The 12,746-nt window shown below is 65.2% G+C and carries 12 protein-coding genes; 6 read left to right on the top strand and 6 right to left on the bottom strand.

The genetic code is table 11. The annotated features are described in order from the left end of the window. Positions 1 to 21: 21 nt before the first annotated feature. The 5 genes from ABZ382_RS24925 to ABZ382_RS24905 all read right to left on the bottom strand — a co-directional run bounded on the left by ABZ382_RS24925 (position 22) and on the right by ABZ382_RS24905 (position 4,754). Entirely contained in the window at positions 22 to 1,455 is a 1,434-nt protein-coding gene (locus ABZ382_RS24925) for an MATE family efflux transporter (RefSeq protein ID WP_357093136.1), read from the bottom strand. Positions 1,456 to 1,754: 299 nt separating this feature from the next. Continuing rightward, positions 1,755 to 2,360, bottom strand: coding sequence for a nitroreductase family deazaflavin-dependent oxidoreductase (locus tag ABZ382_RS24920; protein WP_357093133.1), 606 nt, complete (start codon positions 2,358 to 2,360; stop codon positions 1,755 to 1,757). Positions 2,361 to 2,705: 345 nt separating this feature from the next. After that, positions 2,706 to 3,467, bottom strand: a complete 762-nt coding sequence (locus tag ABZ382_RS24915; RefSeq protein WP_357093130.1) for a glucose 1-dehydrogenase — start codon at positions 3,465 to 3,467, stop codon at positions 2,706 to 2,708. Between the two features lie 5 nt (positions 3,468 to 3,472). Beyond that, a complete protein-coding gene (locus tag ABZ382_RS24910; protein WP_357093127.1) occupies positions 3,473 to 4,129 on the bottom strand; it encodes a nitroreductase family protein in 657 nt (218 codons plus the stop codon). A gap of 154 nt (positions 4,130 to 4,283) precedes the next feature. Further along, positions 4,284 to 4,754 carry a helix-turn-helix domain-containing protein gene (locus ABZ382_RS24905; RefSeq protein ID WP_357093124.1) on the bottom strand — a complete coding sequence of 157 codons (471 nt, stop codon included), beginning with the start codon at positions 4,752 to 4,754 and terminating at the stop codon, positions 4,284 to 4,286. A 176-nt stretch (positions 4,755 to 4,930) separates the two neighbouring features. On the opposite strand from ABZ382_RS24905, the gene ABZ382_RS24900 reads away from it, so the two are divergent. From ABZ382_RS24900 to ABZ382_RS24880, 5 genes are all read left to right on the top strand, one after another. Then, positions 4,931 to 5,812, top strand: a complete 882-nt coding sequence (locus ABZ382_RS24900; protein ID WP_357093121.1) for a crotonase/enoyl-CoA hydratase family protein — start codon at positions 4,931 to 4,933, stop codon at positions 5,810 to 5,812. An 87-nt stretch (positions 5,813 to 5,899) separates the two neighbouring features. After that, entirely contained in the window at positions 5,900 to 7,723 is a 1,824-nt protein-coding gene (locus ABZ382_RS24895) for an FAD-dependent oxidoreductase (RefSeq protein WP_357093118.1), read from the top strand. Between the two features lie 30 nt (positions 7,724 to 7,753). Continuing rightward, positions 7,754 to 8,317 (top strand): hypothetical protein, encoded by a 564-nt coding sequence (locus tag ABZ382_RS24890; protein ID WP_357093115.1) that lies wholly within the window; start codon positions 7,754 to 7,756, stop codon positions 8,315 to 8,317. A 162-nt stretch (positions 8,318 to 8,479) separates the two neighbouring features. Further along, positions 8,480 to 9,391, top strand: coding sequence for an alpha/beta fold hydrolase (locus ABZ382_RS24885; protein ID WP_357093112.1), 912 nt, complete (start codon positions 8,480 to 8,482; stop codon positions 9,389 to 9,391). A 105-nt stretch (positions 9,392 to 9,496) separates the two neighbouring features. After that, a complete protein-coding gene (locus tag ABZ382_RS24880) occupies positions 9,497 to 11,341 on the top strand; it encodes an acyl-CoA dehydrogenase (RefSeq protein WP_357093109.1) in 1,845 nt (614 codons plus the stop codon). A gap of 125 nt (positions 11,342 to 11,466) precedes the next feature. Here the strand turns inward: ABZ382_RS24880 and ABZ382_RS24875 are convergent, their stop codons facing one another. Beyond that, positions 11,467 to 11,901 carry a helix-turn-helix domain-containing protein gene (locus tag ABZ382_RS24875; RefSeq protein WP_357093106.1) on the bottom strand — a complete coding sequence of 145 codons (435 nt, stop codon included), beginning with the start codon at positions 11,899 to 11,901 and terminating at the stop codon, positions 11,467 to 11,469. A gap of 55 nt (positions 11,902 to 11,956) precedes the next feature. Here ABZ382_RS24875 and ABZ382_RS24870 point away from each other — a divergent pair, with 55 nt between their 5' ends. Then, entirely contained in the window at positions 11,957 to 12,481 is a 525-nt protein-coding gene (locus ABZ382_RS24870; protein WP_357093103.1) for a PaaI family thioesterase, read from the top strand. Positions 12,482 to 12,746 lie beyond the last annotated feature (265 nt).

Here is a 12,746-nt window from a genome sequence, read left to right as displayed (position 1 = left end):
GCGAACCCCTGCCGGGACGGGCTACGAAACCCGTCCCGGCACCTCGGCCCCGACCCGCGCCCAGCGTCCCGACAGCGCTCGCCAGGTGACCGCGATCAGGCGCAACAGCATGAAAACGACCAGGCCCGTCCAGATTCCGCCGATCCCCCAGTCGTAGGCCAGCGACAGCCAGATCAGGGGCAGGAAGCCCACCAGCGCCGACCCCAGCGTGGCATTGCGCAGGAACGCGGCATCACCCGCGCCGAGCAGCACGCCGTCGAGCGCGAACACAACCCCGGCCACCGGGATCATGGCGACGAAGAACCACCACACCACGTGGGTGCGATCCAGGACCGACGGGTCATCGGTGAACAGCCGCGGGATCACCGTGTACCCCGCCGCGAAGACGCCGGCCAGGACCAGCGAGAACACCGTCGACCACCCGGTGATCCGGCGCGCCAAACCCTGTGCGCCCCGCGCGTTTCCGGCTCCCAGGGCCGCGCCCACCAGCGTCTGCGCCGCGATCGCCAGCGAATCCAGGGTCAGCGCCAAGAAATTCCAGATCTGCAGCACCAGTTGGTGGGCGGCCACCGACGCCGCCCCGAATCGGGAGGCCACCGCAGCGGCCGAGACGAACGACGCCTGGAACGCCAGACTCCGCACGATCAGATCCCGCCCCAGCACCAACTGCGCCTTCATGATCGCCGGGTGCGGCGCGATCGGCACGTGCGCCCGCCACAATGCCCGGACGAACAGCGCGCCCGCGACCGACTGCCCCGCCAGATTCGCGACCGCGGAGCCTTCGAGCTCCAATCGGGGCGCGCCCAGCAGGCCGTGCACCAGCACCGGACACAGGATGCCCGAAACCACCAGCCCCGCAACCACGTACAGCAGCGGCCGCCGCGTCTGCTGCACCCCGCGCATCCACCCGTTGCCCGCCATGGACAGCAGGATCAACGGCACCCCGAACAATGCGATCCGCACCCACGACTCGGCCTTGTCGGCGATATCGGCCCCACCCGCGATGGCCCGGGTGATCGGCCCCGCGAACAACTGCACAACCGCGACGATCGCCACCCCCGCGCCCACCGCGATCCAACTGGCCTGCACCCCCTCGACCACGGCGCCACGCTCATCCCCCGCCCCGTGCCGCCGAGCCGCCCGCGCCGTCGTCCCATAACTCAGGAACGTCAACTGCGAACTGACCTGCGCCAGAATCAAACCGCCGACCGCGAGCCCCGCCAGCGCCAATGCCCCGAGCCGCCCCACCACGGCCATATCGAACAGCAGATAGATCGGCTCGGCGACCAGCACGCCGAGGGTCGGCACCGCGATTCCGAGAATCCGCCGCGGCCCCGCGGCCGCCGCCTCCGCACCACGAGCCTCCACCCGCGCACGCCTGGCCGCGTCATCCCCCGCCGATGCCGGGGATCCGGGATCCTCCCCGCCATCCGCCACGATCTCCGCACCGCTCATGGGCCCACCATCCCACACGGGAGCCGGCCGCCGCGCCCGCCGAGAGCCGTGAACGGGCAAATATATGAGGTGGAACGCGGACACGCTCGGCGGGCAATGTTAGATGCGCATGTCCGCATTTGGACATGCCGCCCTGCCGCCGACCGATCGATGACAGCGCGCGCCGGACGCCGGGAGTGCCCGACGTTCAGGGACGGATCATCGACGCAGCCGAATTCGCCGGGTTGCCGACCCGTAAGCAGAAGTCCCGGTACGCCGAAGGCGGCCACTCCCCCGAACTTGGCCGCCGACGGCTTCATTCATCGGCGAGCGCGCCACCACAGTGCCGCAACGATGACGGCGGCAGCGGCGAGCGCCGGGCGGGTGTACGGGGAGCGCGAGCGGGGCGGGGTGTCGCCGCGGATGGCGGACGCGAGCTGCGGGGTCGGGTGGACGGGCCGTAGTTCGAAGATGCGGAAGGCGCGGCCGCCGGAGAGGTCGTGTTCCATCTCGTAGCCCGGCCAGAATTCGACGGCGGTGTCCCAGGCCCGTTTTCGTTCGACGCCGGTGATCTGGGTGACCGTGACCGGGAAGCGCCGGCCGCCGACGTGGACGGTGGCGGTGGTGGCGGAGCGCAGATTGGCCGACCACGACGGGTGGTCGGAGCTGCCCCAATTCGAGCCGATGAGCAGGATGCTGTCGTCATTGGGGACGTAGAGCAGCGAGGTGGTGCGGGGGAGGCCGGTCTTGCGGCCGATCACGGTCAGTTCGAGGGAGGGCAGGCCCGCGATATCGAGAACGCCGTTGCGCCCCCGGGTGATTCGCCGGACCGCGCGGTCGGATGCGAGAATCGTGCCGGACGCGTGCATGACCCAGCGCTGGGTGCCGAGACGGCGGGCGATGCGGGGCAGAACGGTGGACGCCATGGGAATTCCTCACCGGTATCGGGAGTTCCGCGAACGCGGTCGCGCATGCCTTCGCCCACTTCGAGAATGCTGAAACGTCCTTGTCATCAAGCGTATTCGCGCGGAAGCCCCGGACTGTTCCCCCGGCAAGCCGTCGGCGGAGGATGGTTGTCGCATCCACTGTAATCACAAAGCCTTAACCGCGTGTGGCGAGCCGGAAATCGGATCAGGCCGACCGCCGCGAGGCCGTCGGAGGGCCGGGGATCGCAGCGGCCAGGCCATTGGCGAAGGGGATGCCTCGAACGCTCTGGAACAGGACGTAGCTTGTGGTGTTCTCACCCATGTTCGGAAACCGCATTTGATCGGTCATGTAATCGTGACGCCACCATCGACGGCGAGAGTCTGTCCGGTGACGTACCCGCCCGCATCGGATGCCAGCCAAACCAGTGTTGCGGCGAGTTCGTCCGGGTCACCCGTCCGCCCGAGAACGATCCGAGGTGCCAGGCTGTCGAGATAGCCGTCGTGATACTGATCGGTCATCTCGGAGGCGAAGAATCCCGGAGCGATCGCGTTGACGCGAATACCCTTGCGCGCGCCCCACTGTTGGGCCAAGTCTCGCGTCAATCCCAGGATGCCGGCTTTGCTGGCGCTGTATGCGGCCTGCGGGAGGCCGGCAGTCGTGAGTCCCAGGATGCTGGAGATGTTGATGATGGAGCTGCCGGGCTGCATCACCTTTCCGCATGCCTGTGCGGCCCAGTAGGAGCCTGACAGGTTGATGTCGATGACGGAACGGAACTGATCCGGGCTTTCGCGGGTTGCGGGAACCGCGGTTCCGATTCCGGCGTTGTTGACGAGAATGTCGATGCGCCCGAACTCCGCCATGGCCGCGTCGACCATAGCGGTGCACTGGTCCGGGTCGGCGACGTCTGTTGCAACCGGGAGCGCGCGGCGTCCGCTCGCTCGAACCAATGCCGCAGTGTCATCCAGCTTGTCGATGCGCCGTGCCGCGAGCACGACATGTGCGCCGGCCTCGGCGAATGCCTTCGCGAAGGCGACGCCGAGCCCGGACGACGCGCCGGTGACGATGGCTACGCGGTCGTCGAGGCGAAATTTATCGAGAACACTCATTCCGGTCACCAGCCGTTGACGTGTAGCACCGTCTCGAGCGGAGCACGCTTGGCGGGTTTGAACTGCGTGCCTTTCGTGTACGCCACCGGCAGCAACACACCCTGCCGAATGTTCGCCGGGATGCCCAATGCGTCCGCGACCTCACGCTCGTACTCCAGATGCAATGTCGTCCACGCCGACCCCAGGCCACGCTCGCGCAATGCCAGTGCCAGACTCCATGCCGCCGGCAATAACGAACCCCACAACTGCGCCTGATTGCCCTGCGGGAACTCACCGCCCGGCACGTGGATGGCGCCGATCACCAGGGCCGGCACCCGCTCCATGATCTCGGCCAGGTATGTGGCGCTGGATGCCACCTTCTCCGCCGTCTCGAGGTCTTTCGGCGGCTTCGCTGACCGCGCCGCCGCACCGGCCTCGGCGTAGGCGAAGTAGGACTTCCGGTAGTACTCCGCCACGATCTTCTTCGGCTCCGGATCGGTCAACACGATCCAATGCCACGACTGCATATTGCTGCCCGACGGCGCCTGCAGCGCCACCTCGAGCGCGTCCTTCACCACCTCCAGCGGCACCGGCCGCTCCAAGTCGAGACGCTTGCGCACCGACCGGGTGGTGGTCAGGACGTCATCGGCGGACAGATCCAGATGCGGGAATTGTTCGGCCATACTGTTTCCTTCATGTGCTCGGTATCAGAACCCTCGCGGGCCTATTTCCAGGGCTAATGCGTTGTGTATCGTGCGAATTGGGAGTCGGGGAGATGAAGGGGCCGCCATCCCCGAGGGCAGCTCGCATGGCGCCCCGAGGTGACAGCGTCGGCCGCTATCGTTGGCGTTCGCGGGCCGATGCTCCGGCGCTGACCACAACCTGATCGTGCGCGACCGCGTGGTGGTCATGACTGCATTCGACGACCACCCGGACCGGGGCGCCGCAGTCGGCGTGGCGGACGTTGAGAAATGGCCCTTCCGGGTCGGCGGCGTGCTTGTCGCCCCACTGCATCAAAGAAACGATGATGGGCCACATATCCCACCCTTTGTCCGTGAGCACATATTCGTGGCGGATACGCCCGCCCGCCGGTCGATAGGGCCGAGTTTCGAGGATCTGCGCCGCTACGAGCTTGCGGAGCCGGTCCGCCAACACCGCCTCGGACACGCCCAGATGATCGCGGAAGTCATCGAACCTGCGGACGCCGTTGATCACCTCTCGAATGAGCAGCAGACTCCACTTTTCTCCGACGACCTCGAGCGTTCGCTTCACGGGGCAGTTCTCGGTGTCCAGGCTGAGCCAGTCCACGATGCACCTCACTTCGGTATTGACAGCCAGCCCCACTATAGCTAGCTTTCATCGCAGAAGCCAACCCTCGGGACGAGCCTCTCCGGATGGCAGGTCGCCGACTCAAATCTCTTGTGCAAGAACGATTCCCGAGAGATGCATGGCTTCTCACAGCATCGAAGCAACCAGGAGCCACCATGTTCGAGACCATCACACATCGCATCGACGACGGCATCCTGACCATCACCCTGAACCGTCCCGACAACCTCAACGCCTTCGTTCTCACGATGGGTGACGAGCTCGAGCGATCGTTTCGCGAAGTCAACGACAACGACGCCGTCCGCGCGGTGATCGTCACCGGCGCGGGCCGCGCGTTCTGCGCGGGAATGGATCTGAGTGGCGAGGGAAACGTGTTCGGGCTCGACGAGTCCCGAACTCCCGGCTTGGGCGACATGGCCGACCTGGAGGATCCGAACATCGCACGGGTGCGCGATCCCGGAGGCAGGCTCACGCTCGCCATTCACGATTGCCGCAAGCCGGTCATCGCCGCCATCAACGGTGCCGCCGTGGGTGTCGGCGCGACGATGACCCTGGCGATGGATCGCCGGCTCATATCCACCGAGGGGCGGATCGGACTGATCTTCGGACGGATCGGGGTGACCCCCGAGGCGGCCTCCACCTGGTTCCTCGAGCGGATCGTCGGCCAGTCCGCGGCCTTGGATCTGGTGCTGCGCGCGGACATCATCGATGCCGCCGCCGCGGCGGCCGTCGGTCTCGTGGACGAAGTCGTGGAACCAGACGCCCTGCTCTCCCGCGCCACGGAGGTCGCAGACGCGTGGACACGCAACCGCTCCCCGATCGCCGTCGCCCAGGCCAAACAGATGGTGCGTCGCAACGGAGCCCTCGCTCATCCTGCCGACGCTCACCGCATCGAATCCCTCGCGCTGTTCTGGGCCAGTGTCGACGACGCGAAGGAAGGCGTAGCCGCCTTCCTCGAGAAGCGAACGCCCGAATTCACCTCCCGCGCGTCCGAGCTGCCCGCCTATTACGAGGAATGGATCACCCAGCGCGCCAAATAGATTGCAGCGTCTTGCGCCGCACTCGTCCCAGCCACCCTGTGTGTCAACACTTCCGGTCGACACACAACTCCAGAATCCGGTACCAGAATGAGCGCTCCGAACAATCACAACACCCTGCGGGCGGGAGATCTGCTCGTCCAAGCCACGGACTTCGAAGACACGGGTGGCTGGGTACTCGATTCCCAGTTCCAGGCCCAGATGGGTGCTTCCTATCTGCTGGCCCACGGGCTCGGAATTCCTGTCGCTGACGCCAGCGCGACCGCCCAGATCCAGCAGCCCGGGGACTACCGCATCTGGGTGCGCACCAAAGACTGGGTGCCGTCGCACCATCCGGGGCGTTTCACCGTGACGATCGGTGGCCACACACTGGCGAAGGAGTTCGGAGCCAGCGGTCAGGATTGGGCATGGGAACGCGCGGGAACCATCCATCTCCCCGCCGGCGCCACTCGCATCGACCTTCACGATCTGACCGGCTTCGACGGACGATGCGACGCGATCTACTTCAGTCTCGGCGATGTTCCCCCGCCCGAGGGCAACGACGCCGCGGCACGGGCGTGGCGTCGGCGGCTGCGCGGGCTGCCCGACATCCCAACACCGGCAGGAGATTTCGATGTCATCGTGGTCGGCGGCGGCGTCACAGGCGCCGCAGGAGCCTTAGCGGCCGCACGGTTGGGGCTGCGCACCGCGCTCATCCACAACCGCCCGGTTCTCGGCGGCAATGCGAGCGTGGAGATCGGTCTCACGCCTCGCGGGGAGACCGGTCCACTCGTGCACGAACTGTCGCGACGCCACCCCGACGGTGACCTGATGGCGCGCGATGTCCTCGAAGCCGAAGAGAACGCCACCGTGTTCACCGAGCACGAGGTCTTCGCCGTGGTGGTCGAAGGGCGGCGAGTGACCGCGGTCGATGCTCGCGATACACGAACCGGACTGGAGTACCGGTTCTCGTCGCCGATCGTGATCGATTGCAGCGGAACAGCAATCGTGGGTTTGCTGGCCGGCGTGCGCACCCTGTTCGGGAACGAGTCGGCGGCGGAGTACGGCGAGCCTTCCGCGCCGGCCGAGCACCTCGACCAGCACCACGGTCACACCGTCTTCTTCAGGACGCGGGAATCCGACGGCCCGACTCCGTTTCCGGATGTTCCCTGGGCGCAGGAGATCGCCAAGGACTACGCGAACCTCAACGGTCAGCTGGTCAAGCCCGGTCAAGACAATGCCCCCGGTCCGGTCGCCGGTCGATTCCGTACGCCGGATCCGGCCATCCGCAGGCGAATGCTGGTGCCCGCCACACACTTCTGGGAGTACGGCCAATGGCTGGACCCCTACACCCAGGGCGAACACATCCGGGACCACCTGCTGCGCGCCATCTACGGAACCTTCGCCAACGTCAAGACGATCGAACCGGACACCTACGCGAACCTCGCGCTCGATTGGGTGGCTTTCGTCGCCGGACAAGGTGAGTTCCGGCGATACCGCGGCGATTACGTCCTCACCGAGAACGACATTCGCGAACACCGACACTTCCCGGACGCCGCCGCGATGAACTCCGGCGCGTTCTGCCTGCACTATCCGATCGACGAGGACTACGACTTCCGGCTCAAGGACTGGAAGTGGGATACCCGCGATGGACTTCCGTTCGAAGTGCCGTTCCGCTGCCTGTACTCCGCAGACCTCGACAACCTCATGATGGCCGGCAAACACATCAGCGTCACACACATCGCCGGTTCAGTCACGAAATTCATGGGCAACGGCGCCCAACACGCAATCGCCACCGCGGCAGCGGCATCGCTCTGCCTCGAATACGACCTCACACCACGACAGATCTGCACCGACCGCATGGACGAACTCCGCAGGACAGTGGCCAGCGTCGCCGAAACAGACCACCCACACACCGGCGCACACCACGTATAGCCGCCCGGTTCGACAAAAGGAAGACGATCAATGACGATCACCAATATCTGCCCCGCCGACCTGACCGCGATGTCTCACACGGAACTGGTCGAACTGTTCGTAACCTTGGACGCGCCAAGTCTTTCTGAGATGACCGGCGAGTTCGCCGGTACCGCGCTGCGGCAGCCGAACCTGTTTCGCAGCGCGGTGGCAGCGGTGAAAGTACGCAACCCGCTGCACCTTTGGAAGACCAAGGGATTCAGGCAAGTCGACGAGACTTCCGGCCGCGGCTACAACATCTATCAGTGGGCGGGCGGTCGGCTGGCGTATCGCGATCCGATGACGACCCGAATGGCGCTGTCCCACATCGATAACCGGCCAGCTTTCCAACTCGACTATCGGACATTCGACACGGTGAACGGGTTCGCGAACCTGGTCGACGATGTGCGTCTGGCCGCGCCAGGGCTGTATCTGGGATTCGGAATGTGGGGATTCACCGACCGGCAGCGTTCAGTACTCCAACCTTTCATGCTCGAGGCGACCTCGCGGCCGTACGCCGGCGATGTCGGTTCGCTGCGTAGCGAACAACGACACGGTCAGCAGAGGGGTCACTGACCCGGCAGCGATCACCTTCAGCACACCGGCAACGACGTTTCGACCTTGGCTCGTCGCCCCTTGCATCGATGTGAGCAAGGGGTATCGGTTCGATCCATACGTCGGCAACCTCGGCACCCCTGCCGCTTGATTCCCATTTCTTCCACGAAAGCACCAGATCCCATGAGTAAGTCGACCTGGACCCGTAGTGATGTCAGTTTCCCTTCCGGGGAGACCACCTGCGCTGCCTGGCTGTATTCGCCAGCCAGCCAGGAGCCCGACCTGACCACGCCGATCATCGTCATGGCTCATGGCCTGGGTGGGGTGAAGGAACAACGTCTCGACGCGTTCGCGGATCGCTTCGTGGACGCGGGTTACGCATGCCTCGTCTTCGACTACCGATACTTCGGCTCCAGCGGCGGCCAGCCACGCCAGCTGTTGGATGTGGCGAGCCAGCGGGCGGACTGGAAGGCGGCCATCGCCTTCGTCCGCGGCCTGCCGACGGTGGACCCCGATCGTGTTGTCGCCTGGGGCAGTTCATTCGGCGGCGGGCACGCAATCGTCACGGCGGCCCAAGACAAGCGGATCGTCGCCACGATCGCGCAGTGTCCCTTCACCGACGGTCTCGCCTCAGCTAAAACGACCGGCCTGATCGACGTGCTCAAGCTAGCCACCCTGGCGGTCCGTGACGAGATCGGTAGCCGACTCGGCCACGCGCCGGTCATGGTGCCAAGCTACGGGCCTCCCGGGTCGACCGCGCTGATGAACACGCCCGACGCCGTCTCCGGAATGGAGGCGCTCACACCTGTTGGTACGTCGTACCCGAAGGATGTAGCGGCCCGGATCGCCTTGCAGATTCCGCGAAACTTCCCCGGCCGCCACGCCAAGGACGTCCACTGCCCTCTGATGGTGGTCGTCTGCGAACGCGACACCGTCGCCCCGGCGAAGCAGACCGAGAAACACGCTGCCAAGGCGTCGAAAGGCGAGGTCAAAGTGTACGACACCGGCCACTTCGACATCTATGTCGGGGAATGGTTCGAACGCGTCGTCAGCGACCAGCTCGACTTTCTCGCACGCCACGTCCCCCTCGACTGAACGACCGCACCGACCAGATCGAAAACGTGTGCCTCTGTATAGCAGAGCCGTCCGCACCGCTATATACACGCTCCCTTCCAGGCAACCCACCACAGGAGTTCAGCTGTGCCGCATTACAAGGCGAACCTGCGCGACATGGAGTTCAACCTCTTCGAGGTACTCGATCTCGCGCACCTGCTCGACAAGGGCGCCTACGGCGACCTCGACACCGACACCGCCCGCAGCATCCTCGACGAGATCCGGCACCTCGCCGAAGGCCCGCTGGCCGAGTCGTTCGTCGACGCCGATCGCAACCCGACCGAATTCGACGCCGCCAACCACGCCGTTGTAGTCCCCGAGCAGCTCCACAAGACCGTGGCCATGATCAACGACGCGGGCTGGTCGGCACTGGGCATGCCCGAACCGATGGGAGGCGTGGCCGCGCCTCGCGCTCTGGTCTGGGCCGCTCATGAAATGCTGATAGCGGCCAACAGTTCGGCGGCCTTCTTCAATATGGGTCCCATAATGCATGACGTGCTGTTCCGTGAAGGCACTGCGCAGCAGCAACGGTGGGCGACCCATGCCTGGGAACACCGATGGGCCGGCACGATGGTGCTGACCGAGCCCGACGCCGGCTCCGATGTCGGAATGGGCCGCACCAAGGCCATCGCCCAACCCGATGGCACCTGGCATATCGAGGGAATCAAACGCTTCATCTCCGGCGGCGACGTGGGTGACACTGCCGACAACATCTTCCACCTGGTCCTGGCTCGGCCGGAGGGCGCGGGACCGGGCACCAAAGGACTGTCGTTGTTCCTGGTGCCGAAGTTCCGATTCGACCCCGACACAATGGAATTGGGTCCACGCAACGGTGTCTTTGTCACCAATCTCGAGCACAAGATGGGGATCAAGTCCGCGCCGACGTGCGAGCTGACGTTCGGCGGCCACGGCCTGCCGGCTGTCGGCTGGCTCGTCGGCGAGGTCCACAACGGGATCGCTCAGATGTTCCAGGTCATCGAGAACGCCCGGATGCTGGTCGGCACGATGTCGTGCGGCACGCTCTCCAGCGGGTACCTCAACGCTCTCGAATTCGCGAAGACCCGGGTTCAGGGTGCCGACATGGCCCAGATGTTGGACAAAACCGCTCCGCGCGTGACGATCGTCAATCACCCTGACGTACGGCGCAGCCTGATCCTGCAGAAGGCCTACGCCGAAGGACTGCGCGCGCTCTACATGTACTGCGCGAGCTACCAGGACACCGATGTCGCCGCCGCCAACTACGGCATCGACCCCGAACTGGCCATGCGGGTCAACGACCTGCTGCTACCGATCGTGAAGGGCGTCGGCTCCGAGCGGTCCTACGAGATCCTCACCGAGTCTCTGCAGACCTTCGGCGGCTCGGGCTACCTGCAGGACTATCCGATCGAGCAGTACATCCGCGACGTGAAGATCGACACGTTGTATGAGGGCACTACCGCCATCCAGGCGCTGGACTTCTTCTTCCGCAAGATCGTGCGCGATCAGAGCGTCGCGCTGGACCACGTCGTCGAGCAGATCGAGAAATTCGTGAGCGACGGCCCGATCGAGGATCCGCTCGAAACCGAACGCACCCTGCTGGGTTGGGCACTGCAGGACGTGCTCGCGATGATCTCGTGCTTGACCGGCTACACCATCACCTCAGCGACGGACACGGCCAAGACCTCCGAGATCTACAAGGCCGGACTCGGCTCGGTGCGACTGTTGAACGCCGCGGGCGAGTTGATCATCGCCTGGCGGCTGCTGGTCCATGCACGCATCGCCTTGACCGCTCTCGCCGCTGAACCCGACGCCACCGACAGCGCGTTCTACACCGGAAAGGTCGTCACCGCGCAATGGTTCGCGGCGAACCATCTGCCACTGCTCGCCGGTATGCGCACGGTGCTCGAAACCCTGGACCTCGGTGTGATGAAACTCGACGAAGCCGCCTTCTGACGACGCCCCGTCAAGGTGCCGGTCCTCATGAACCAGCACCTTGATTCGGCTCACTATGTCGAAATAGATTGTCCTGCAGTGGTTCTCTCGCGTTCCGACGGGAACGCCCTGCTGGTGCACCGATGCTAACGGTTGTGTCGAATGTCGAGGTCACGGCCCGTGTCGGGAAGCACGTGCCCGTGTTCGCATCGCAGTGTCGCCCGGACTGTGGCGCCGCAGCCGGTATGAGTGACAGTCAAAGGCGGGCCCTCCGGGCCGGCCAGATGCCTGTCACCCCACTGCATCAGCGCGGTCAGGACCGGCTGTAGTTCGCGGCCGGCGACGGTGAGCTGGTATTCGTGACGCGTGCGTGACCCCGGTTCCCGGTACTCCACCCGTTCGAGCACCCCCGCCTCGGTGAGTCCACGCAAGCGCGCACCCAGAATCGCACGGGACGCGCCGGTGGCTTCCTGAATCGCGTCGAAGCGCCGCACACCCAGAGCTACCTCCCGCAGCACCAGCAGCGACCACTGCTCACCTACCACCGCCAGTGCCGCCGCGACCGAGCATTCTCTCGCCATTGCCACAGTCTATCTGAGTATGGAATCCGAACTCAGCGATGCTAGGGTTCCGGACATGACGACCCTGAGCACTCCACACAGCCCGGCCATCGACGCTGTCCGAAGCAAGACGGTGTCTTGGAACGACCCGAAAGCCACCGCCGAAGCCGGCCGCCATTACTCCGGACTGGAATTCCTCACTCGCTGGATGCGCGGCGAAGCCTCGGGCGCCCCGATCGGTGAGCTGATGGGCTTTCGTCTCGCCAGCGTGAAGGCGGGAGAGGTCGTCTTCGCGGGCACCCCAGACGAATCGGTCTACAACCCGATCGGGATGGTGCATGGCGGTTTCGCCTGCACGTTGCTGGACTCCGCGGCGGGGTGCGCGGTCCATACGACCCTTCCCGCCGGGTTCGGTTACAGCTCGATCGAAATCAAGGTCAACTTCATGCGTCCCATCCACGCCCACACCGGCGAGATCCACGCCCGCGGTTGGGTCACCAAGCCCGGCAAACGCGTCTGCTTCGCCGAGGCCGACCTCCGCGACTCCACCGGCACTATCCTCGCGACCGCTACCAGCAGCTGCCTGATTGTTCCCGCCTGACCTCGGGTGGTCATGGAACCACTGGCGATCGATATGTGTTTGCCGGTCATCAGATGTACTTGACTCTGGTGAGACACAACGCCAAAAATATGGACTATCGGCAATGAAACGATTCTGGTGATGCGGTTCTCGGCCCAACACCATCAGACCCATGTAGCACGGTCGTCTCAGCCAGAGCGAAACCGATTGGGCCGACGTGGCCGAACGAATCCACAGTTGGCTGCAGTCCGGTTCGCGGAAGGGCGCGCACGGTGACCGGACAACC

Origin of the sequence: Nocardia sp. NPDC005825 (assembly GCF_040630175.1) — a bacterium.
Lineage (GTDB): Bacteria > Actinomycetota > Actinomycetes > Mycobacteriales > Mycobacteriaceae > Nocardia.
The sequence above is the reverse complement of the archived record's forward strand: the minus strand, read 5'-3'. Positions and strand labels throughout refer to the sequence as shown.